This window comes from Prochlorococcus marinus str. MIT 9302, assembly GCF_000759975.1.
Taxonomy (GTDB): Bacteria; Cyanobacteriota; Cyanobacteriia; order PCC-6307; family Cyanobiaceae; genus Prochlorococcus_A; species Prochlorococcus_A marinus_M.
The window spans coordinates 1-22,785 of record NZ_JNAM01000002.1; the positions used below are offsets into that span (position 1 = coordinate 1).

Annotated in this window: 26 protein-coding genes; 14 read left to right on the plus strand and 12 right to left on the minus strand. The window is 31.6% G+C overall.

The window, feature by feature from the left end; genetic code table 11:
• The 4 genes from ftsY to EU96_RS08535 all read left to right on the plus strand — a co-directional run.
• A partial coding sequence (gene ftsY / locus EU96_RS08550) for a signal recognition particle-docking protein FtsY (protein WP_032525715.1) occupies positions 1–1,220 on the plus strand: 1,220 nt, incomplete at its 5' end.
• Between the two features lie 66 nt (positions 1,221–1,286).
• Positions 1,287–2,630 (plus strand): PP2C family protein-serine/threonine phosphatase, encoded by a 1,344-nt coding sequence (locus EU96_RS08545; protein ID WP_032525716.1) that lies wholly within the window; start codon positions 1,287–1,289, stop codon positions 2,628–2,630.
• A 62-nt stretch (positions 2,631–2,692) separates the two neighbouring features.
• A complete protein-coding gene (gene argH / locus EU96_RS08540) occupies positions 2,693–4,072 on the plus strand; it encodes an argininosuccinate lyase (RefSeq protein WP_032525717.1) in 1,380 nt (459 codons plus the stop codon).
• Between the two features lie 113 nt (positions 4,073–4,185).
• The gene (locus EU96_RS08535; RefSeq protein WP_032525719.1) at positions 4,186–4,731 is read left to right on the plus strand and encodes an RNA recognition motif domain-containing protein; all 546 of its coding nucleotides are present in this window, start codon (positions 4,186–4,188) and stop codon (positions 4,729–4,731) included.
• Here EU96_RS08535 and dusA read toward each other — a convergent pair.
• A complete protein-coding gene (dusA, locus tag EU96_RS08530; RefSeq protein WP_032525721.1) occupies positions 4,728–5,732 on the minus strand; it encodes a tRNA dihydrouridine(20/20a) synthase DusA in 1,005 nt (334 codons plus the stop codon). The two genes, EU96_RS08535 and dusA, sit on opposite strands and share 4 nt — an antisense overlap.
• A 22-nt stretch (positions 5,733–5,754) precedes the next feature.
• Here dusA and msrB point away from each other — a divergent pair, with 22 nt between their 5' ends.
• The 5 genes from msrB to rsgA all read left to right on the plus strand — a co-directional run bounded on the left by msrB (position 5,755) and on the right by rsgA (position 9,335).
• Positions 5,755–6,249 carry a peptide-methionine (R)-S-oxide reductase MsrB gene (gene msrB / locus EU96_RS08525; RefSeq protein WP_032525842.1) on the plus strand — a complete coding sequence of 165 codons (495 nt, stop codon included), beginning with the start codon at positions 5,755–5,757 and terminating at the stop codon, positions 6,247–6,249.
• A 75-nt stretch (positions 6,250–6,324) separates the two neighbouring features.
• Entirely contained in the window at positions 6,325–7,044 is a 720-nt protein-coding gene (gene grpE / locus EU96_RS08520; protein ID WP_032525722.1) for a nucleotide exchange factor GrpE, read from the plus strand.
• A gap of 29 nt (positions 7,045–7,073) precedes the next feature.
• Positions 7,074–8,198, plus strand: coding sequence for a molecular chaperone DnaJ (gene dnaJ, locus EU96_RS08515; protein WP_032525724.1), 1,125 nt, complete (start codon positions 7,074–7,076; stop codon positions 8,196–8,198).
• Positions 8,198–8,428, plus strand: coding sequence for a sulfurtransferase TusA family protein (locus EU96_RS08510; protein ID WP_032525725.1), 231 nt, complete (start codon positions 8,198–8,200; stop codon positions 8,426–8,428). Before dnaJ ends, EU96_RS08510 begins: the two co-directional genes overlap by 1 nt.
• Complete coding sequence (gene rsgA, locus EU96_RS08505; RefSeq protein ID WP_032525726.1) at positions 8,418–9,335, plus strand: ribosome small subunit-dependent GTPase A; 918 nt, start codon at positions 8,418–8,420, stop codon at positions 9,333–9,335. Before EU96_RS08510 ends, rsgA begins: the two co-directional genes overlap by 11 nt.
• On the opposite strand, the gene EU96_RS08500 is transcribed toward rsgA, so the two are convergent.
• The 3 genes from EU96_RS08500 to murC are packed head-to-tail and all read right to left on the minus strand — an operon-like array spanning position 9,301 to position 11,989.
• Positions 9,301–9,651 carry a YbaB/EbfC family nucleoid-associated protein gene (locus EU96_RS08500; RefSeq protein ID WP_032525727.1) on the minus strand — a complete coding sequence of 117 codons (351 nt, stop codon included), beginning with the start codon at positions 9,649–9,651 and terminating at the stop codon, positions 9,301–9,303. The two genes, rsgA and EU96_RS08500, sit on opposite strands and share 35 nt — an antisense overlap.
• 17 nt (positions 9,652–9,668) lie before the next feature.
• Positions 9,669–10,562, minus strand: a complete 894-nt coding sequence (gene murB, locus EU96_RS08495) for a UDP-N-acetylmuramate dehydrogenase (protein WP_032525728.1) — start codon at positions 10,560–10,562, stop codon at positions 9,669–9,671.
• A gap of 8 nt (positions 10,563–10,570) precedes the next feature.
• Complete coding sequence (murC, locus tag EU96_RS08490) at positions 10,571–11,989, minus strand: UDP-N-acetylmuramate--L-alanine ligase (RefSeq protein ID WP_032525729.1); 1,419 nt, start codon at positions 11,987–11,989, stop codon at positions 10,571–10,573.
• A 193-nt stretch (positions 11,990–12,182) separates the two neighbouring features.
• On the opposite strand from murC, the gene gap reads away from it, so the two are divergent.
• Positions 12,183–13,205 carry a type I glyceraldehyde-3-phosphate dehydrogenase gene (gene gap, locus EU96_RS08485; RefSeq protein ID WP_032525730.1) on the plus strand — a complete coding sequence of 341 codons (1,023 nt, stop codon included), beginning with the start codon at positions 12,183–12,185 and terminating at the stop codon, positions 13,203–13,205.
• Here the strand turns inward: gap and thiL are convergent, their stop codons facing one another.
• Positions 13,206–14,192, minus strand: coding sequence for a thiamine-phosphate kinase (gene thiL, locus EU96_RS08480; RefSeq protein WP_032525731.1), 987 nt, complete (start codon positions 14,190–14,192; stop codon positions 13,206–13,208). It lies immediately after the preceding gene.
• Positions 14,185–15,276 (minus strand): peptidylprolyl isomerase, encoded by a 1,092-nt coding sequence (locus EU96_RS08475; protein WP_032525732.1) that lies wholly within the window; start codon positions 15,274–15,276, stop codon positions 14,185–14,187. The genes thiL and EU96_RS08475 overlap by 8 nt, the downstream gene beginning before the upstream one ends.
• A gap of 43 nt (positions 15,277–15,319) precedes the next feature.
• Here EU96_RS08475 and efp point away from each other — a divergent pair, with 43 nt between their 5' ends.
• Entirely contained in the window at positions 15,320–15,880 is a 561-nt protein-coding gene (gene efp / locus EU96_RS08470) for an elongation factor P (protein ID WP_032525843.1), read from the plus strand.
• On the plus strand, positions 15,880–16,386 hold the full coding sequence (accB, locus tag EU96_RS08465; protein ID WP_032525733.1) for an acetyl-CoA carboxylase biotin carboxyl carrier protein: 507 nt from the start codon (positions 15,880–15,882) through the stop codon (positions 16,384–16,386). The genes efp and accB overlap by 1 nt, the downstream gene beginning before the upstream one ends.
• On the opposite strand, the gene pdxA is transcribed toward accB, so the two are convergent.
• The 5 genes from pdxA to EU96_RS08435 form a co-directional block, all read right to left on the minus strand.
• Positions 16,363–17,397: a 4-hydroxythreonine-4-phosphate dehydrogenase PdxA gene (gene pdxA / locus EU96_RS08460; protein WP_032525734.1), complete on the minus strand. Its 1,035-nt coding sequence runs from the start codon at positions 17,395–17,397 to the stop codon at positions 16,363–16,365. The genes accB and pdxA overlap by 24 nt on opposite strands.
• A gap of 23 nt (positions 17,398–17,420) precedes the next feature.
• Positions 17,421–18,299 carry an oxidoreductase gene (locus tag EU96_RS08455; protein ID WP_032525735.1) on the minus strand — a complete coding sequence of 293 codons (879 nt, stop codon included), beginning with the start codon at positions 18,297–18,299 and terminating at the stop codon, positions 17,421–17,423.
• A 263-nt stretch (positions 18,300–18,562) separates the two neighbouring features.
• Positions 18,563–18,964 carry an HNH endonuclease gene (locus EU96_RS08445; protein WP_032525737.1) on the minus strand — a complete coding sequence of 134 codons (402 nt, stop codon included), beginning with the start codon at positions 18,962–18,964 and terminating at the stop codon, positions 18,563–18,565.
• 156 nt (positions 18,965–19,120) lie between these two features.
• The gene (locus tag EU96_RS08440; protein WP_032525738.1) at positions 19,121–19,531 is read right to left on the minus strand and encodes a DUF6554 family protein; all 411 of its coding nucleotides are present in this window, start codon (positions 19,529–19,531) and stop codon (positions 19,121–19,123) included.
• 56 nt (positions 19,532–19,587) lie between these two features.
• Positions 19,588–20,100 carry an AbrB family transcriptional regulator gene (locus EU96_RS08435; protein WP_032525739.1) on the minus strand — a complete coding sequence of 171 codons (513 nt, stop codon included), beginning with the start codon at positions 20,098–20,100 and terminating at the stop codon, positions 19,588–19,590.
• A 131-nt stretch (positions 20,101–20,231) separates the two neighbouring features.
• Here EU96_RS08435 and EU96_RS08430 point away from each other — a divergent pair, with 131 nt between their 5' ends.
• A complete protein-coding gene (locus tag EU96_RS08430; RefSeq protein WP_032525740.1) occupies positions 20,232–20,429 on the plus strand; it encodes a hypothetical protein in 198 nt (65 codons plus the stop codon).
• 1 nt (position 20,430) lies between these two features.
• Here EU96_RS08430 and EU96_RS08425 read toward each other — a convergent pair whose 3' ends face one another.
• Entirely contained in the window at positions 20,431–21,594 is a 1,164-nt protein-coding gene (locus EU96_RS08425) for a pyridoxal-phosphate-dependent aminotransferase family protein (protein ID WP_241434546.1), read from the minus strand.
• Between the two features lie 60 nt (positions 21,595–21,654).
• Here EU96_RS08425 and cbiD point away from each other — a divergent pair, with 60 nt between their 5' ends.
• Entirely contained in the window at positions 21,655–22,767 is a 1,113-nt protein-coding gene (gene cbiD, locus EU96_RS08420) for a cobalt-precorrin-5B (C(1))-methyltransferase CbiD (RefSeq protein WP_032525743.1), read from the plus strand.
• Positions 22,768–22,785: the final 18 nt, after the last annotated feature.

The window sequence follows — 22,785 nt, forward strand, 5'->3', positions numbered from 1 at the left end:
AAGAAGAGCAAAAACAAGAATTACAGAAGAAAGAAGAGCAAAAACAAGAATTACAGAAGAAAGAAGAGCAAAAACAAGAATTACAGAAGAAAGAAGAGCAAAAACAAGAATTACAGAAGAAAGAAGAGCAAAAACAAGTGTTGACTGATAGTGCTAACAAAGAAAAAATTGCTGTCCCGCCTGAAATTATTGCTGAGCCTGAACTAGGAGAATTAGATGACAATTTTACTTGGTCAGCAATGGTATTAGCTGCTCAAGGAAAAAAAATAAATCAAATATCTATAGATGAAATTGATTGGCTCACTAAATTAAGAAGAGGATTAGAAGAGACACGTAAAGGATTTGTTACTGAATTATTGGATAAATTGGGAGATGATCCTCTTACACCTGAATCTCTTGATGATTTAGAGACCCTACTAATTAGAGCTGATGTCGGTATTGATTCAACTGATAAAGTTATCAGTTCTCTCAGAACAAAATTAAATGAAGAAGTTGTGGGTGGAGAAGCAGGAATAAAATTTTTAAAGAAGGAATTAAAATTAATTATTGATAAACCAATAAAAAATTCAGGTACTGATCTTTTAGTACCAAAAAAGGGTAAGTTAAATGTCTGGTTATTAGTAGGCGTTAATGGTGTTGGTAAAACTACAACTTTAGGAAAATTGGCATATTTGTCTTCAAGAAGTAATTATAAAACTTTGATTGCTGCTGCTGATACTTTTAGAGCTGCGGCAGTAGAACAACTTCAAGTATGGGGCGAAAGGAGTAATGTTGATGTTATATCTAATCAATCAAAAAATGCTGATCCAGCTGCTGTAGTTTTTGATGCAATTAATTCTGCAAAAAAAAGAAATGTTGACTTATTACTAGTTGATACAGCAGGTAGATTGCAAACAAAAAATAATCTAATGGATGAATTATCAAAAATAAAAAAAATTATTGATAAAAAGGTTCCAGATGCAATCGTTGAATCATTACTAGTTTTAGATGCAAGTCAAGGTCAAAATGGCTTAAAGCAAGCAAAAAGTTTTGCTAAATCAGCCAATTTAAGTGGAGCCATTATCACTAAATTAGATGGTACTTCACGAGGAGGCGTGTCTTTAGCAGTCTCTGAAGAAGTAAACTTGCCTATTAGATTTATTGGAGCTGGAGAAGGTATAAAAGATTTGAGACCTTTTAATAGTTATGAATTTGTTGAGGCTATGCTTGCAGATAAATAAATATTTAATTAAAATTTTAAAAAATTTTAATTTAATGTTAAAACATATTTAACTAGTAGATTTGTTGTGACAAATAATCAAAAAGAAAAATTATTTTCAAACAAATTTATTCAAAACTTTTTGGATTCTGAAGCTACAGTATCTCAAAAAAATAAATACAAATTTGGTGAAATTGCATCTTCATTAGCATATTATTTAAAATCTTTTTCCAATATCAATAAATTCCTTGATTATATATGCTTAATTTTTAAACATATTTTTAAAGAAGAAATAATATTAATTATTCCTTTAAATTACGAGGGAGAAATATGGAATGAAAACATTAAAATTTCTGCTAATAATGAATTTTTAAAAATTCAAGAAGAAATTAATATTTTTTTGAATCAATTTAATTTTTCAAAAAATTTTAAAATAAAAGAAATTTTATCATTTGAAAATGCTTTAAAAAATAATTTCAAAGAATATACTATAAATACAGAAAAAATATTATCCAGAGGCAAATGCAGAGGATTTATTTATATTTTTAGCAAAAATATATCTGGCGATTCCATTACTAAAGATTCTAATTTTAATTTTATTCAAAATTGTTTAGCTGTTGGATTAGAAAATTATTGTTTAATAAAAACAAAGAAAAAGCATGAGAATGTAGATAGAGAAATTTCCACAGGTGCTGAAATTCAATCCCAATTACTTCCAGATTATTGTCCAACTATTTATGGTGTAGATCTTGCTGCACATTGCAGGCCTGCACTTCAGTTGGGTGGAGATTATTACGATTTTATGTGTATAAAAACTAATATCTCGGAAAAAAGAAAAGAAAAAGCTAGATGGGCTTTAGTAATTGGTGATGTTATGGGCAAAGGGATTCCAGCTGGTCTTTTAATGACTATGTTAAGAGGAATGTTACGTGCAGAGGTTCTTACAGGGTTACCTCCAGATAGAATCTTGCATGATTTAAATCAACTAGCAATAAACGATTTAGATCAATCACATAGGTTTGTGACATTATTCTATTCTGACTATGACCCTAGAACTAGAAAATTAAGATTTGCTAATGCAGCCCATAATCCCCCTTTACTTTGGAAAAGCTTAGATCAGAAAATTATAAAATTAGATACAGAAGGATTTGTACTTGGACTACAAAAAGATGCTGCATATCATTGTGGTGAAATCAAGCTTAATGAAAATGATTTAGTGCTTTATTATACTGATGGAGTAATCGATACTTCTAATTCTTTAGGTGAAAGATTCGATGAGGAAAGGTTAATTAAAACCTTCACAAAATTATGCAAGCAATCGTATAGTTCTCAGGAAATTTTAAATAAAATATTTAAAAAATTAGATGACTTTACAGGACAAAATAGACATCTCGAAGATGATGCATCTATGATTATTTTTCAACTGAAATAGATATTTTTTGTCACCTATATAAAAAAATGCTTTATTAGAGATATCTAAAGTTACTAATTGATATGTCAAAAGTTTGGAGTAAAAGATTTGATAATACACTTAATCCTTTCATTGAAAAGTTTAATGCTTCTATTAGTTTTGATAGAAAGCTGATTTTAGAAGATTTAGATTGCTCTATTGCCCATACAAAAATGCTTGGTAAAACAAAAGTTTTATCCTCTTCTGAAACTTTGCAGATTATTAATGGTCTAGAAAAAATAAAAGTTGAGTATTTGGAGGGTAAATTTTCTCCTAGTCCCCCTTCTGAAGATATTCACTATTGTATTGAGGAAAAACTAATTAGTTTAATCGGAGAAACTGGAAAAAAATTACATACAGGTAGAAGTAGAAATGATCAGGTTGGTACAGATATAAGATTGTGGCTAAGAAAAGAGATTGATAATCTTGAAATTTTAATAACTGAATTGCAAAGGTCTTTTTTAAAACTTGCGCAATCTAATATTTATACCCTAATTCCTGGATATACACATATGCAAAGAGCTCAACCATTATCTTTAGCTCATCATTTATTGGCTTATTTAGAAATGCTCCAAAGAGACCGCGAAAGGTTTAAAGAAGTAAGATCAAGAGTTAATACATCCCCATTAGGAGCTGCAGCATTGGCGGGCACAAAAATACAAATAGATAGGAACTTTACTGCTTCAGAATTGGGTTTTGAAAAAATTTATAAGAATAGTATTGATGCAGTGAGTGATAGAGATTTTTGTATAGAGTTTGCTTCTGCATCTGCTTTGTTAATGTCTCATTTAAGTAAAATTTCGGAGGAAATAATTTTATGGGTAACTGATGAATTTTCTTTTGCAAAATTAACAGATAAATGTGCTACTGGTAGTAGTCTAATGCCGCAGAAAAAAAATCCAGATGTTCCAGAATTGATAAGAGGTAAAACGGGAAGAGTTTATGGACATCTTCAAGCATTGCTAACCATGGTCAAAGGGGTACCACTTGCATATAACAAGGATTTTCAAGAGGATAAAGAGCCAATATTCGATACTGCCGAGACTATATCTTCTTGCATTAAAGCAATGACAATTTTAATTAATGAGGGTATAGAATTCAATACTAAAAATTTATCTGATTCTGTAGAAAATGACTTTTCTAATGCTACTGATTTGGCAGATTACTTAGTTGCTAAGAAGGTTCCCTTTAGGACTGCTTATCAAGTTGTGGGTGAAATTGTTAAGTATTGCTTAGAAAGAAAAATGTTGTTTAAAAATCTTAAAATTGATGAATTTAAAAAATTTCATTCCGAATTTGATGATGATGTTTTTGCGGATCTTGAACCTTTTAATGTTGTTAAGTCAAGAACTAGTGAAGGTGGAACAGGTTTTACTCAAGTAGAAAAGGAGGTCAATAATTGGCAAAAAAAATTGTTACCATGAATTCGAAATTTTTTTCTACAATAAGGGTATGCTTTGAAGTAGAATAATGAGGTAAAGTTAAAAAACTACTTTGTGTAGTTTTTTCAATTTGGTTTTTCTTTGTTGAGTTTAAAGTGAGTATTTTTGTTGGTAATTTGCCTTTCCGCGCAGAGCGAGAAGATGTATTAGAGTTGTTTGCCCCTTTTGGTGAGGTTTTAAATTGTTCTCTTCCTCTTGAAAGAGATACTGGAAGAAAAAGAGGTTTTGCGTTTGTTGAGATGGCAGATGAAGCAATTGAGTCAACAGCTATTGATGGTTTGCAAGGTACAGAACTTATGGGTAGACCATTAAGGATTAATAAGGCAGAGCCAAGAGGTTCTGGAGGTTCTCGTAGAGGAGGAAGAGGCGGCTACGGCGGTGGCTACGGCGGTGGAAATAATGGCGGTGGCTACGGTGGTGGAAATAATGGTGGTGGCTACGGCGGTGGAAATAATGGCGGTGGCTACGGCGGTGGAAATTCTGAACCTAAAACTTCTTATCAGAATCAATCCTCTGGAGCACAAGGTTGGGAAGATAGAAGTTATGGAAACTCTTCTGAAAACTCTGAATATGAAAGTGGCAGAAGCAGGAGAAAAAGAGGAGTTTCAAATGAGGGTAAAGTATCAAATGACGAGAATTAATAACCCATTTCTCCAAGTCTAGAAGTTAATTTAAGCAGATAATCAATATCTAAATCCTTTTTTATAGATTTAGCTGAAATTTGATTCCTCCAAACTTTCGCTTTTGGAATACCTTCGACTAAATTTATAAGATGTTTACAAATATCCCAAGATTTACCTCCATTAGTTATGTGTTTTTCTATGTATGGTATTAAGGAGAAGATAATATCTGATGCAGATTTTGATGTTGTATTGATTCCATATAATTTTTGGTCAATTTCAGACCATCTTAAAGGATGTTTATAAACTGATCTTCCAATCATTACACCATCAAAATCAGTAAGGGCGTCTAATGATTCATCTATATTATTGATACCTCCATTGATTTCAATTAATAAATCTGGATTTAATTTTTTTAATTTTTTTACTAAGTCGTATTTAAGCGGAGGTATAGTTCTGTTTTGTTTCGGGTTAAGACCTTTTAATATGGCTTTCCTAGCATGAACGATAAATCTGTCTGCACCAGCATTTGCAATATATCTTACGAAATTATTCAAATGTATGAAACTATCATCGTCATCTACACCGATTCTGTGTTTAATTGTAACTGGTAAGTTGCAGTTATTTTTTAAGGATTCTATACACTTAGCGACTTTCTCAGGATCTTTCATAAGTGAAGCTCCAAAATTTCCAGAGCAGACTCTTGGACTTGGACAACCAACATTAAAGTTTATTTCGTCATAACCCCAATCCTGCGCCATTCGGGCAGCGTCTTTAAGGATTTCAGGGTCATCGCCACCAAATTGAATAGATATTGGGTGTTCTTCATCATTGAAATCCAGAAAATTTTCTTTTTTATTTGTATGAGCTAAACTCTGGGCTACAATCATTTCTGTATATAAGAGAGCTTCAGAACTTATTTTTCTCATTATCATTCTGAAATGTCTATCAGTACAATCCATCATTGGAGCAATACTTAATTTATGAATATTTTTAATAGAATCAGGATGTATGGAACTCATTACTTTTTATGTGAGTAAATATATGAATCAATTTTTATCAAGAAGAACTTTTATTCTAATTCCTACTATGTCAATACTAAAAACATTTTTTAAGCCTATGCAAGTTTTAGCTGCTTCGCTTGCTTCTAAAGAGGAGTGGAATTTATCAAAAGAAGAATGGAAATCCAAGCTAAGTCCAGAATCCTATTATATTTTGAGGGAGGAAGGCACTGAAAGAGCTTTCAGTAGCGAATTAAATAATGAGAAAAGAAAAGGGGTTTTTCACTGCGCAGGATGTGATTTACCACTTTTTCTCTCAGATAAAAAGTTTGACAGTGGAACTGGATGGCCAAGTTTTTGGGATCCAATTCAAGGATCAGTTGCAACAAAGGTTGATTTTAAGTTAATTGTTCCAAGAACCGAATATCACTGCTCTAGATGTGGAGGTCACCAAGGACATGTTTTTAATGACGGGCCAGCTCCCACAGGAAAAAGATACTGTAATAACGGATTAGCATTAAGATTTGTTCCTGAGTAAAAATTTGTGCGGCCTTCCGCAACTTGTTTTGTGCATCACTTTATTGGAAAATGGTTTTAATAAATTTTTAGAAAAATGATTGAAAATCAATCAGACAATATTGATATTAAAGAAAATGATGTTTCTAATCAGGATAATGCCCCTGAGGATGCTTCATCTGCTCAAGATAAAATAATCGAAAATGATGAATTATCTTCAGAAAAAACAGAAGAAATAAATACCGAAGAATTAAAAAATACTATATCCAATAATGATGCAAGGTTAGAACAGTTAGAAAAAGAGCACGAAACATTAAAAAATCAATATGTAAGAATTTCAGCAGATTTTGATAATTTTAGAAAAAGGCAATCTAGAGATCAGGATGATTTAAAAGTCCAACTTGTTTCTAACACTTTAACTGCAATACTCCCAATTGTTGATAATTTTGAAAGAGCAAGACAACAACTAAAACCAGAAAGTGAAGAAGCTCAAGCTCTTCATAGAAGTTATCAAGGATTGTATAAACAATTGGTAGAAGTTTTAAAACAACAAGGAGTTGCCCCCATGAGAGTTGTTGGCCAGCAATTTGATCCAAATTTGCATGAAGCTGTATTAAGAGAGCCGAGTGAAGAGTTTAAAGAAGATTTTATTGTAGAAGAATTACAGCGAGGTTATCATTTAGAGGGAAAGGTTTTGAGACATGCTTTGGTTAAAGTTTCCATGGGGCCAAGTAAACAAAATTCACAAGAGGAAGTAGAAAAGGATACAGTTGAAGAGAGTATTGATTCAGAGGAAAATACTTCTGAAGATGTATAAATCCCAAATTTTTACTTGAGCGTTGTTTAATGGCTGATTTTTATCAAATACTTGGAGTTTCACGAGATGCTGATGCTGATACCTTAAAAAGGGCTTATAGAAAATTAGCAAGACAATATCATCCTGATGTAAATAAAGAACCTGGTGCTGAAGATAAATTTAAAGAAATTGGCAAGGCTTATGAAGCATTAGCTGACCCTGAAACTAGAGCTAGATATGATCAGTTTGGAGAGGCTGGTCTTGGAGGTGCAGCTGGAATGCCTGATATGGGCGATATGGGTGGGTTTGCAGATTTATTTGAAACTTTTTTTAATGGCTTTGGAGGGCAAACTCCACAGGGAGGAAGAACTCAAAGAAGAGGTCCTCAACAAGGAGATGATTTACGATATGACCTTAATGTTGATTTTAAAGATGCAATATTTGGCCAACAAAGAGAAATTACAATTCCTCATCTTGAGACATGTGATGTCTGTAGGGGAACAGGAGCCAAACGAGGAACCGGACCAAAAACTTGCACAACTTGTGGAGGAAGTGGACAAGTTAGAAGAGCTACGAGAACACCATTTGGCAATTTCACACAAGTAGCTGAATGTCCTTCATGTAATGGAACTGGTCAAATAATCTCAGATCCATGTACAAGTTGCGGTGGTAATGGAGTAAAGCAAGTCAGAAAAAAATTACGAATTAATATTCCTGCAGGAGTTGATAGTGGTACTAAATTAAGAGTTTCTGGAGAGGGAAATGTTGGTTTGAAAGGAGGCCCACCTGGAGATCTTTATGTTTTTATCAAGGTGAAGAATGATTCAAAATTAAAAAGAGATGGGGTGACTATTTACTCAGAAATAGTTGTGAGTTATTTACAGGCAATTTTAGGAGATACTGTTGAAATTACTACAGTTGATGGCAAAGTTAATTTAAAAATTCCTAGTGGTACCCAACCAAATACAACTCTTTCACTTGAGAATAAAGGGGTACCTAGACTTGGTAATCCAGTTGCTAGAGGAAATCATGAAGTTCTAGTAAAGGTAAAATTGCCAACTCGTATAACTGATGAAGAGCGAAATCTTTTAGAGGATTTAGCTTCTCAGTATTCAGATAAAAATATCAATTCCAGTAGTGGACTATTTAGTAAATTATTTGGTAAAGAATCTTAATGACTTCTTTAAAGTATTTGGATCTGAAATCTGTTCCATGTCCTTTAAATGTCGTCAAGATTAAATTGGCTTTAGAGAAGTTATCCAAAAATGAACAACTTATTGTTGAATTAGATAAAGGTGAACCAGAAGAAATGGTATTAAAAAATTTAAAAGAGATGGGATGTTTGTATGAACAAACCAATGAACATGAAAAATTTTTAAAAATAACAATTCTGAATGAAAACTAATAGTAAATATTTAGGTTTAGTTACGAAAAAATTTAATGAATTTTTCTTTGTTGACCTCAAAAATAGAGAAAACTTTGTAAGTAGCGAAAGATTTTTATGTAAGGTAAGAAAGTCTATAAATTTCAAAGATCAATTTATTTATGTTGGGGATGAAGTAGAAATTGATAATATTGATTTAACAAGCAAACGGGCAGTAATAGTAAGTCTAAAAAAAAGACAAAATTTATTAAAAAGACCATCAGTTGCAAATATTTCTAACATTTATATTACTTTTTCAGTTGAAGAGCCAAAGTTAAATTTATCTCAAGTTAATAGGTTTTTGATATCAGCAGAATCTATGAGGGTAGAAGTGTCATTAGTTTTGACAAAGTGTGATTTAATATCAGACAAAAAACAGATTTTTTTACTTGATAAATTTAAGAAATGGGGTTATCAAGCAATTATTTTAAATTTACATAAATCTGATCACTTTGAAGATTTATTAGCTCAGTTAAAGAAAAAAAAGTGTTCGATATTTATGGGCCCATCCGGTGTTGGTAAAACTACTTTGCTTAACAAGATAATTCCAGGTCTTCAAAATAGTACTGCTCCAGTTTCCAATAAAATTAAGAGAGGGAAAAACACTACTCGAAATGTTGAGTTGTTTTCCATATCTAATCAAAGTTATATTGTTGATACACCAGGTTTTAATATGCAACCTCTAGAGGTTGATACTAGGTTGATACCAAATCTTTATTCGGAAATATATAAACAAGTAATCGATGAAGGAATTAGGTGTAAATTTCGGGACTGCTTACATTTAAATGATGAGGGCTGTAATTTAAATAAATCTTTTGAAAGATATTCTTTTTATAAAGAAATGATCGAGTCTTCTAAGAGTCACTATTATCAAAACCCGGAAGATTAAGATTTAATCCACCAGTCAAATCATTCATTCTTTCTTTCATAGTTGTTGTAGATAATTCATGGGCTTTTTGAATCGCTTGTAAAATATTTTTCTCTATTTTTTCTTTATCTGAATTTAAAATATTTTCTTGCACTTCTACCCTTAAAGGAAGTTGGTTACCACTTATCCAAACTTTTACCATTTCATCATCACTTTCCCCTTGAATTTCCATATTTTCAAGTTCATCCTGTAATTTTTGAGCATCTTGTTGAATTTGTTTAGCTTTTTTAAAAGCTTCTGTAAGTTGTCCAAAGTTAGGAAGTCCAAAACCCGCCATTTTATAAAAAAGTTTCTTTAATTAGGATAGTCAAAACCAATCATTCTTACTTCTGGTTGCAAATAAATTCCTTTTTTTTGTAGTACTTTTTGTTGAATTAAAGTTATTAATTCATAAATATCTTTTGAACTTGCTGAAGAATTATTAATTATAAAATTTGAATGCATTTTAGAAATTTCTGCACCCCCAATTTTAAATCCCTTTAAACCCATATCATCAATTAGTTTTGCTGCATAATTATTTTCAGGATTTTTAAAAACGCTACCAAAACTTGGAAGATGATATGGCTGTGTTTCTTTTTTTAATTTAAGATTATTTTTCGTTTTTTTAATTAATTTTTCGAGATTTCCATTAGGTTCAAAATATAGTTTTGCACTAATAATTGTTAAATCATTACTTTGAAAAGAGCTGAATCTGTACTTAAAATTTATATCTTTTTTTTGAATTTCAAGTTTTTCAAGAGTTTTTTTATTAATAACTTTTACAGAAATAAGATTTTTTGCTAGGGATAAATTACCAGTACCAGCATTCATATAAATTGCTCCTCCTAAAGTTCCTGGAATTCCAATAGCCCATTCTCCTCCTTGTAATCCATTTTTAGCGAGAGAATTAGATAATGTTGGGAGCATTACACCTGCTTCTGCCTCAACAATTCCTGAATATGGTTCTATAGTTAATGATTTCATTTTTTTCGTACATATCACTAAACCTTTTATGGAAATATTATTTATTAAAAGATTTGAACCTGCGCCAATTATTTGGCATCTTTGATTGTTTAAAGTAGACCATTTTATTAGATAAGAAAATTCTTCAACACTTTTTGGTTCTGCAAAATATTCAGCGACTCCTCCAACTTTTATAGTTGTATAACTACTTAGATTTAAGTTCTCAGACAGAATTTTCCTATTCATAAATGAATTTAAATAATTTCATTTTTTTTAACATTTAAAATTGACCAGAAATTATGACAATCACCAGCCCCCATATTCAAAATTAAATCCCCTTTTTGAGTTAATGCGTAAAAGTTCTTTGTAATTTCATGATAATTATTTATGTAACTAACATTTTTATTTTGTTTATAAATCATATCAGTGATAATTTTTGAACTAATTTGATCTTCGTTTTTTTCTCCTGCTGCATAAATACTAGTTACATAAATAACATCTGCTTTGGATAATTCTAAAGCAAATTCTTTTGCAAATTGCTTGACCCTAGAGTATCTGTGAGGTTGAAATATGGCTATTAATCTACCTTTTTGAAATTCATTATTACGTTTTTGATTAATAAATAATCTTCCCAATTTAATTGTTGCTTTTATTTCGTTTGGGTGATGTGCATAATCATCATATAAATGTCTTTCATCTACTTGGCCTCTGAATTCAAATCTTTTTTTTGGCAGCTTAAGGGATTTAATATTTTTTTTAATTTCTAAAAAATTTACACCTATCATTCTTGCCGCTGCTATTGCAGCGGTGATATTGGATAAGTTGTGTAGTCCTGGTATTGGAATATCTAAACTACTAATGAAATTTCCGTTTTCATAATATTTCCCAATCGTATTACTTTCATTAATCTCAGTCGGGATTATGGCATAAGCAGCTTTATTTGCTTTGATGTTCGACCAATTACTATCAGAATAAAAATTATTTCTCGTAGTTTCACAATCAAAATTAAGTAATAATCTTTTAGAATTTGTAGCGAAATCTTTAAAAGAAGATATAACTTCTCCTAAATCAGAAAAATGATCACAATGATCAAAATCAATGTTATTAATTATTCCAATATCAGATTTATATTTATTAATTGTTCCATCAGATTCATCAACTTCAGCCACTAAGAATTTTGTATTTTCTAAATGACAATTTGAGTTATAGATAGGAATTATTCCTCCAGTTATTGAAGAAGAATTATGCGTACATAATTCAAGGATTGTCGAGAGAAATGTACTCGTTGATGTTTTTCCATGGGTGCCTGCTACGGCCAATGTAGTGTAAGTTTGCATTAACATTGCAAGTATCTCCGAACGATGTTTAATTGTTAAATTTTTTTTTCTACAGTAGGAAAATTCTTCATTTTCTGGCTTAATTGCGGAGCTTACAACAAAATTAATCAATTTGTTGTTAAATTTTGATGTTACAAATTCAATATTTTTTCGAATTTGAGAAGTAAAGATTACTGCGCCTAATTGCTCTAATTTATTGGTTTCATTGTTTTTAACTAAATCAGATCCTGAAACTGAATAACCTTTTTTCAGCAAACCTATTGCAATTGCTGACATTCCAATACCTCCAATTCCAATAAAATGAAAATGACTTTTCAACAGTAATTCTTTATCCAATTTTTATCTTTTACTTAAATCAAAATAACTTCTTAGCAAAATTTTGGTATTTTTTCTTAAAAAAAAATGTTTTTTTTCCTGGAATTAATACAAAACTAGACTTATTTGCTTAATAAATCAAAAAAAACTTACTTTATTGCACAAAATTCAGTATGATCAGCAACTTAGGTTAATCATTTAGAAATTTTTAGTTATGACTTTGCGTGTTGCAATTAACGGCTTTGGCAGAATAGGTAGAAACTTTATGCGCTGTTGGCTTAGTAGAGGCGCTTATACCAATATTGAAGTCGTTGGTATTAACGTTACTTCTGATCCAAAGACTAATGCTCATCTTCTAAAATACGATTCAGTTCTTGGCCAATTGGATGGTGTTGACATTCAATATACTGATGACACTTTTGTAATTAATAACAAGACAATTAAGTGTTTTTCTGATAGAAACCCAATGAATCTCCCTTGGAAAGAATGGGGGGTAGATTTAGTAATTGAATCAACTGGAGTTTTTAATACAGACGTAGGGGCAAGTAAGCACTTGGAAGTAGGTGCAAAAAAAGTTATCTTAACTGCGCCGGGTAAAGGTGCTGGAGTTGGTACTTATGTAGTGGGAGTGAATGCTGATCAATACAATCATAAAGATTATGATATTTTGAGTAATGCTAGTTGTACTACAAACTGCTTAGCTCCAGTAGTTAAAGTTTTAGACCAAACTTTTGGGATTAATAAAGGTTTGATGACTACAATTCATAGTTATACAGGTGATCAAAGAATTCTAGATAATAGCCATAGAGATTTAAGAAGGGCTAGGGCCGCTGCTACCAATATTGTTCCAACTTCTACAGGAGCTGCTAAAGCAGTAGCACTAGTGTATCCAGAAATGAAAGGTAAATTAACAGGAATTGCGATGAGGGTTCCTACACCAAACGTTTCAGCGGTGGATTTCGTTTTCGAATCTTCCAAATCTGTCACAAGCGAAGAAGTAAATAATGCACTTAAAGAAGCATCTTTAGGTTCAATGAAGGGCATTATTAAGTACGGAGATGAACCATTAGTATCAAGTGATTATGCAGGTACTAATGAATCATCAATTGTGGATAGTGATCTTACTATGTGTATCGGAGATAATCTTGTTAAGGTTCTTGCATGGTATGACAACGAGTGGGGTTACAGCCAGAGGGTTGTAGATTTAGCAGAGATTGTTGCTAAAAAATGGGAATAATTAAAAGTGCTTGAAAGGTGTGTTTTTCAATAATTTATTTTTATTTTTATCTTTAAATTCTATTGAGGGTTCACCATTAGTAAAAAAACCAATTTCGTTAATATTGTTATCTAGATTGGATAAATTTTTTGCCCATTTTTCTGGTAAAGAGAAAACTAATTCGTAATCTTCTCCTCCAAAAAAATAATATTTATCCCATTTATCTCCTTTTGGCCAATATTGATCTTTTGGTATTTTATCGTAATTAATAATTGCTTTGCATTTGCTGGCAATTGCTAAATCTGTTATGGCTTGAAATAGACCATCACTACTATCAGTACATCCTATTCTCTTTATTTTTTTATTGGGACGAGTTTTAAGGAGGTTGTTTAGAAAATTTGGGTAGACTTTAGGGCGACAAAAATGTTCAATCGACTTACTGATTAATCTTTCATCAAGGGAAACATCTTTATCGAAATTAATTTTATTTTGTATCATAAATCCTAGTTTGCTGAGACCATGTAATCCTGTAGTTAAAATAATCTCACCTGTTTTAGATGCGTTTCTTCGTAATTCAAGTTCCCCTTGAATACCAAAGGCTGTAATTGATATGGTTTTTTGATTACCTTTTGAGCAATCTCCTCCAAGAATTATCCCACCATATGCTTTTAAAGCTTTATTTATTCCTTTATATAATTCTTCAACCCAAATCCACTCAGTTTTAGAGGGTAGAATTAGGCTTATTGTAATTCCTATAGTTTTTTTACTACCACTTGATAATAAGTCAGAGAGGTTGCTGACAACTGCTTTCCATCCAAGGTCTTGAGGGCAAATAGTAATGTCATTGAAATGAACATTTTCTACCAATGAATCATTATTAACAAGTAAATTATCATTTTTAGTTTTGATTAAAGCGCAATCATCTGAAGCTTGATTTTTAGGCATAAATTTTCCAAGCCTATAAATTAATTCTTTTTCCCCTAAATCTTCTAATGTTTCTTTATGCATTTAATTTGAGTTTTTCAATACCTTCTAAAACATCAATTGAGATTATTTTGTCATCTTTCGTTAGCTCTTCCAATACTTCAAAACCATCAATAACATAACCAAAGGCAGCATTCCTTCCATCAATTAAATTACGACCTGCTGGATTTAATTCTGCTTCATACAAAAAGAAGAAAAATTGCGATGAACCATCATCAACTGCATTATTTGAATGTGACCAACCTAGAGTTCCGAGTGTTGCGAAAGGTAATGTTGGTGTCTCTGTGTAAAGGCCTAAATCTTCAAAAGTTTCATTATAAAAAGTATCCTTTTCATTAGGAATTCTTATTTCGAGAGGTACGTGACGTTCTTCATTTGTTTCAGGATCTATGTAACCAATTGCTTCTCCAAGTGGATCACCTGTCTGTAGTACAAAAAATTCTTCTGCTCTATTAATAGGTAAATCTTTATAGAAATTTTTTGAAGATAAATCTACAAATGCTCCTGCTGTAAGTGGTGCGTTAAATCCATCCACAATAGCTTTCATATCTCCTTTGGAAGTTTTAATATTGACTTTTGCTCGGCCTAGTAATCTTGGAAGATTATCATATTCTTCGGGAATATAGTAAGGAAATTGATTTGGTAGAAAATATTCTTCTAATCCACCTATTTTATCTAAAGCCTCTTTTCTGGTTGTAACAAATGAGTACTTATCCTTTGATTTAGAATGATCTTGAAGGCTATCAAAATTTTCTTTGAGTTCTAAAAACGTTTTTTCAGCAATTTGCTTTTTATCGTTAGGTAATTCTTGAATAATTCGACTTTGGTATTTTTTTAGTAAAGATTGACATTTTGTAACAGTTTTTGTCAGAGCCGGCCACCTTCCTCCTCTTACAAGGTCACTAGTTTCTTCCAATTTGTGCTGAATTTCTTGCAACTCAACTTGCTTGATAGGGAGTGCGTTTCTGAGGATTGCATTAGGGTCTTTTACCGCATTCCCAGTAGGTAAATCAGCTAGTACTTGAATGGGTTTAAAGAAGAAAACCTGTAAAATTATGATTGATAGAATTAAGAAAAGTTTGTTCTGATTTGATAAGAATTTTTGCATAGCACTCTTGCAGGTTTATGATCCTTGGGGATGTAATACAGGAATGATTTCCAGTAACGATTTTCGCACAGGTACCACCATCGAATTAGATGGACAAGTTTGGCGTGTTGTAGAATTTCTACATGTCAAGCCTGGTAAGGGTTCTGCTTTCGTGCGAACAAAATTAAAATCAGTTCAAAGCGGCAACGTGGTTGAAAAAACTTTTCGAGCCGGAGAATCAGTACAACAGGCTATCCTTGAGAAGTCTAACCTGCAACACACTTATGTGGAGTCTGGAGATTATGTTTTTATGGATATGGCCAGTTTTGAAGAGACAAGACTTTCCTCTGAACAAATTGGTAAAGGCGCAAAGTATTTGAAAGAAGGAATGGAGGTTAATGTAATTTTCCATAATGGTAAAGTTTTAGAAGTGGAACTTCCAATATCTATTACTTTGAAAGTTACAGAGACTGATCCTGGAGTTAAAGGCGATACTGCTAGTGGGGGCACTAAACCAGCTATTCTAGAAACAGGTGCTCAAGTTATGGTTCCTTTATTTATTTCTGTAGGAGAAATGATTAAGGTCGATACTCGTAACGATAGTTATCTTGGACGTGAAAATTAATGGCTATGAAATTAGATCATGAAGACTTAAATCGCTTAATAGAGAAAATCTCTTCAAGCGATATTCAAGAATTCTCATTAGAGGGAGAAGATTTTAAACTAGAAATAAAACGTAATTTATTTGATCAAAACCAAATTACTAATAATTTACTTTCTAATACTTCATTTGATAGGCAAACTATTGCTAGTCAAAAATCCATCAATGAAAATGTCTCAATAGTTAAGGAGCCTGAGACGCCCCAGGTAGCCCCTCCTGGACGTACTGATCTCACTGAAATCACTTCTCCTATGGTTGGAACCTTTTATAGGGCTGCAGCGCCTGGAGAAGAGCCATTTGTTGAAGTAGGAAGTAATATTAATGTTGGGCAAACTATTTGTATTTTGGAAGCTATGAAGTTAATGAATGAAATTGAATCTGAATTTAATGCTGAAATAGTTGAGATTCTAGTTGAAAATGGAACGCCAGTTGAATTTGGTCAAGTTTTAATGCGTGTTAAGCAGTCTTGAATTTTTAGTAATTTCTATGGCAGCTTTTATAGCTTCAATCATGCTTTGACATTGAGCTATTCCTTTGCCAGCAATATCGAATCCAGTGCCATGATCTGGAGATGTTCTAATAAAAGGTAACCCTATTGTTGTATTTACTGAGTAATTAAGAGCTATAACTTTCATTGGGATTAAACCTTGATCATGATACATAGCAAGAATGCCATCATGTTTTTCAGCATCTTTTTCCCTCCAAGCTTTTGCTGAAGAGTTCCAACAACTATCTGGTGATAAAGGGCCTAATAATGTAATATCTCTATTCTTCTCATTCCAAGCAATCAACGCATCATTGAGCCAATTTTTTTCTTCATTACCCAAAATCCCTTCTTCACCAGCATGAGGATTTAATCCTGCAACTTTTAAAGTAGGTTTATCAATATAGGTACTACAAAAATCTTTGAAAAGATCTAACTTAGAATGGATTAATTCTGTTGTTAATTTCTTGGGAACATCACAAAGAGGTATGTGGGTTGTAGCTAGTAAGGTATTGAATCTCCATCCTGTAATTGGTGATTTTGCTGTGAATAACATTCCAACATTTTTTACTCCACACGATTTTGCTAATACTTCAGTTTGTCCAGAGAAGTAATGACCTGCTAATGACCATGATTTCTTGCAAATTGGTCCAGTTACAAGTGCTGAATTGCGGGATTGTTTTACAATTTCAATAGCTTTTGTTAAGTAATAAAAACTTGAGTTACCATAACTTGATTTAGAGTCATTCTCAGATGAAGAAATTTTGAGATCATGAATCTTTAAATTTTTAGGATTTGCGATGTTTTCTAATCCTAAAGATCTTAGGTTTCTATATGTATTTTGTAGATTTCTCTTTGAACCTACTACTGTCAAGTCAATATTTTCAGGTATCTCATTAGAACAAAGTGCTTTTAAAATTATTTCAGGCCCAATTCCAGATTCATCTCCGACGGTTAATACTATTTTAAAAGTATTATTTGTATTCTTAACATTCATAAAAAGTTTTTAAATTTATTTTTTTAACTATTCAAAAAGCAATTTTTTAAGCCTATTTTATAGTTTTTATAAATTAGTTTATATCCAAGTGTTTCGCATAAAAGTTTATTAGAAACTTTTCTGTTTTCCATCCAAAAAGATTTAGCGATAGGCGATAATTTCTCTTTTGCATCCTCAAATAATATTGGCTTTGGCATTTTTAAACCAAGTAAATCGTAGCAATATTGAATAACTTCTATTTGAGAACAGGGATTATCATCTGCAATATTAATAATCTGGTGAAACTTTAAGGAATTTTTATTTTGTAATAGATAGATAATTGCATTTGTAATATCAGCAACATGAATTCTTGAAAATATCTGATTTTTTTTAGAAATAACGCGAATTTTTTTATTTCTTATTGTTTCAAAAGTGGATCGTCCAGGTCCATAAATACCTGGTAACCGAAAAATTTGTACAGGTAAACCAGATTCAATCCATTCTTTTTCACAATTTAACCTCTTATGACTTCTTTCTTGAAAAGGGTTGGGTTGATCAGTCTCAAAAACCCAATCACCTTTGGTGTTGCCATATACTCCTGTGGTGGATAAATATCCGACCCATTCAAGGGGTATGCTTTTTAGCTTATTTTTAAGACTTACCAATACCGGATCATTTCCATTTTTGTCGGGAGGTATGCAACTAAGAATATGTGTGACTCCATCAAAAATTTTTTCATTAGGAACGATGCTATTTTCACTGTTAAATACAAAACTATTTGGATCTTTGTTTTCAGATCTCGAACTTGTTAAAGCAGTACAACCTAATTGCCTTATCGTTTTTGCAAAGAAACTTCCACTAAAACCACATCCCAAGATTAAAAATTTATTTTTATTTCCTAGCGAACTTGCGTGCATCTTCATACGGCGTTAGAGTAGTACATATGTATTAATTAATGATGAAGACAATTGTTAGGCCTGATTTAAAATCAAAAACTTTCGGCATTAGTAGAAGTTATACTCGTTTCATAGAAAAAGAAGTCAGTGTAATTAATTATAAATTCTACCAAAAATTATTTGTTCTCCTTATTTCATTTTCGACAATTTTAATATTTCCAGACTCGCCAAGAGAATTAGGCAATATATGTGAGAGTTATAATTCTAGAAAAATATGTAATGTTTGGTAGTCAAGCTGCTTTATATTCTGATTTATTTTTTTCGTAATTTTTATTACTTATTTTGTAATTTGGATTAGCCCATTGCAGTAATCTTAAAGCTAATCTTAAATCTCCTTCTAACCAAGCTCTTATAGCCATTGCTCTTCGCGGGTCATAAAATTTTTGTTTTCTATACCAATACAAAGCATTTTCATCTGATTTATCCCCATTGCAGGAAAGACATGCAGGCACACAATTTTCTGTTGTATTTAAGCCGCCTTGGCTACGTGGCAATACATGATCAATAGATTCAGATGGTTTTCCGCAATATATACAACTTTTACCTGTAAATCTATGAATAGATTTTCGCCATTGTCTGAATCTGAATTTAGGACATAAATCTTCTAAAAACACCGCATCATTAATATGCATTCAGATCATTTAGTTAAATAAATAATGGCTTGGATATATCAAAAGTCAATATTTATTTATCAATTTTTAGCTCAAATTGGCTCGTAAAAATATACTTTAGTGTTGATAGATACAAAAACATTGAATAAACTTAAAACTTAAAACTTAAAACTTAAATTAATAACTGTATCTTTCAATTGTCTCTTCTGAATATCCTTCATTAGCTTCTTCTAATTCTTTTTCTTTTCTTTCTTCTTCTTTTTTTAAATCTCTAAGTAATTTTCTATTTGGATGGAGTTTATCGAGGTATTCAACACAGTAACTGAAAGTTTCTATATCTCTTATCACTGATTCAGTAATTTGAGATGCTGCTTGTTTAGGTGAGACTTTGAAAATTCCTCCTTTCTGCTTTTTTATATAAGTATATGCTGCATCCCAACTACTTTCATGATCATTCCCTCCATCTCTCATAGTACAGAAAATTTCTGCTCCAAATGTACCTGCATTAACTTTGAATGTCGTAAGGGCTAAAGGAGTAATAATACTTAAAATTAAAAATATTTGTTTTTTCTGCTTGAAACTTTGCATTTGAATTTTTTATTCTATTTAAAAATATCTGTTATTAAGAATATGTCTATAGAAATTTAAGATTTTATTACTCCAAATAAGTATAAGCATTTCACAATTAAAGGAAGAATTAGAAGCACAGTAATCAACCTAACTGCGTGTAGAGTTGCAACTGCAGCTCCTACACCATATTCTGATCCCACAAGACTCATGCCGCTAATACCTCCTGGTGCAGCTCCCAGAATTGTTGTAATAACATCTACATTAAGTAATCTGCTTGTCCATAAACCGATAGCTAATCCTGTAATAACTAAGGTAAAAGTTATCAAGATAGCAGGCCTCCATAGGTTTTGAAGTTCTATTAATGAGTCTTTTGTTAAAGATGTACCAATGACTGTACCAATTCCAATTTCTAATATTGTTCTCGTCCCAATTGGCCATTCTGCTATGTCCACTTTCCCACTAATGCTAAGTATGCTTGCCCCTATTAAAGCGCCTGCAAGAGGAGCTGCGGGAATCCCCGTTTTAAGAGCTAAAGCTCCAAAAATAACGCCAGCAATTAGATAATAGATTAGATTTATGTTTGGCATAAATTTTTAAGATGTTTGGTAATAATATTAGAAAAATATTTTTTTGCTTGGATATATAGTCAAATTATATTTTTGTTTTCTCTCGTAATGACCCCTTTTATTGGCATAATATATTTAGAGTATTAATTTTTATGGCTTCAAATATTACTTACAAAGCTAATAAAATCGGAATTAGGAAAAAATTATCTTTTTTTGAGGGTGGCCACCAGCTTGAAAAATTAGAATTTGCTCTTGCAATCGCTCAAACTAAGGGCGATGAAAAAAAATCTATCATTCTTAGAAAAAAGATTGTTGAATTAGGAGGGAATGTTGAAGAGCCAGGAACTTAATTTAATCTGATTTAAGATATTTAGATGCTATCAATAATGCTTCTCCAGCTTGTTGAGTATTTATTTGACCTAGATCAAGCAGCGTATTGCTGATAGCAGAAATTACTGTAATGATATCTCTATCACTTACATAACCTAAGTGACCAACTCTAAATATTTCCCCCTTCAATTGATCTTGACCACCAGCAAGTAAGATATCAAACTTATTTTTTATTGTTTTTCTAAATTCTTCAGCATCCATTTCTCCAGTCTTTATTGCAGTAATTGCAGGGCTTAAATATTTTTCATCTGCAAATAAGTTTAGATCTAAAGCCTTTACAGCATTGCTCATAGCTAATTTATGTTTATTATGCCTGAGGAAAATGTTATCTAAGCCTTCTTCTCGCATCATTTTTAAAGATTCATCTAAAGCAAAAACTAAATTCACTGCAGGAGTATATGGATTACTATTACTTGAAAGACTTTTTCTGTAGGATTTTAAATTTAAATAAAATTTTGGTAAATTAGATTTTTCTGCAGCTTCCCATGCTTTTTGGCTCACAGATATAAAGCTAAGCCCTGGGGGTATCATATAACCTTTTTGTGATCCTGAAGCAACGATATCTAATTGCCATTTGTCTACTGGAACATTGCAAGCCCCAAGACTTGTGACGCAGTCTATAATTGATAACGCTGTTTTGTGTTCACGAATATATGAACTTATAGTTTCTAGATCATTGATTACACCTGTTGATGTCTCTGAATGAGTTAAGATAACGGCTTTTATTTCTTTAAGTTTATCTTCTTCTAATATTCTTTTGAATTCTTCTGGATCAAGAGGATTACCCCATTCGGAATCAATTTTTATTACTTCTAAACCAAATTCTTTAGCAACTTTTACCCATCTTTCGCCAAATTTTCCATTTTCTCCACAAATTACTTTATCTCCTTTACTTAAGGTATTTATTATTCCAGCTTCCATTGCGGCAGTTCCACTACCAGTAATTGTTAGAACATCATTTTGAGTTTGATGAAGCCACTGTAAATTTTTAGTAGTACTTTCTACGAGATCCTGGAATTCTTTACTGCGATGGCCTATTGGATGCTTACTGAATGCTTGTAAAACTTTTTCTGGAACTGGTGTAGGTCCAGGAATCATCAATGATAATTTTTGTTGTATGGCCACTTTTTGTTAAATAGGTCATTCTTAGATTAGTTCTCATTATATATTTTTCAATTACTTGATTTGAAAAAAGGATTTTCTTTACCTTTGTGGGTTGCTGGCGCTTCTAGGTCAGCATTAAAAAAACTATTAGGTTTGCCATTTGATAATTATGAACTAATAAAAATTCCTAATGAAAAAAAAGAAATAAAAATCGAGATTCATTCTGTTGGTTTACTTAAAGGTAACTCGTATGCATTAGGAATTTCCTTTGCAAAGTCTGGCTTAGATCTTGACATTACACAAAACTTAGAAATATGGACAATAGCCTCTTTAGAAAAAATTTCATTAAATAATCCTTTTCAAACAAATCCAATAAATATTATTGCAGGGTCTGGTGTAGGTATAAAACAGGATACATCAGAGATATGTATTTCTGATTTTGCAAAAGAAGTTTTATTTGAAAATTTATTAGATATTATTCCTGAGGGCTTTAATTTGAATTTAGAAATCATTTTCCCAAAGGGTGTTTTTTTAGCTGAAAGAACTAGTAATAAGTCATTTGGTATCGTTGATGGATTATCTATTATTGGAACTTCTGCTGAGACTTATTCGAGTGCTTCACCTGATCAATTAGAGGAGGCTAAAACTAAGCTAGCAAAGTTAGTTCAAAATGATTTTAAAGGGAAAGTTATTTTTGTGATTGGTGAAAATGGTTTAAATTTGGCAAAAAATTGTAATTTTAAATTTCCAATTGTAAAGGTTGGTAACTGGATAGGACCATTAATAGTTGATGCTGCAATAAAAAAAGTTAAAACTGTAATTCTTTTTGGTTATCACGGCAAATTAATAAAATTAGCAGGGGGTATTTTTCATACACATAATCATCTGGCTGATGGAAGAATTGAGATTCTTGTTTATTTATCTGTTCAAGAAAAGTTACCAACAGAAATAATAGTCAAATTATCGCAATTAAAGAATCTTGAAGATGCCTTATTAATACTTGAAAGATTTGATAAATCTATAGCTGAAAAATTATTCCTTCATTTATCAAATATGATTGAAAAGCGTTCTTTTGCATATGTAAATAGGTATGTAAAAACGGATATTGAAATTGCATCAATCATTTTTGATAGAAAAAGAGAAATTAGGTGGGCTGGAACTAACGGTAATAAGTATATTTCTCATTTTCAATGAGATTAATTTTTGATTGAT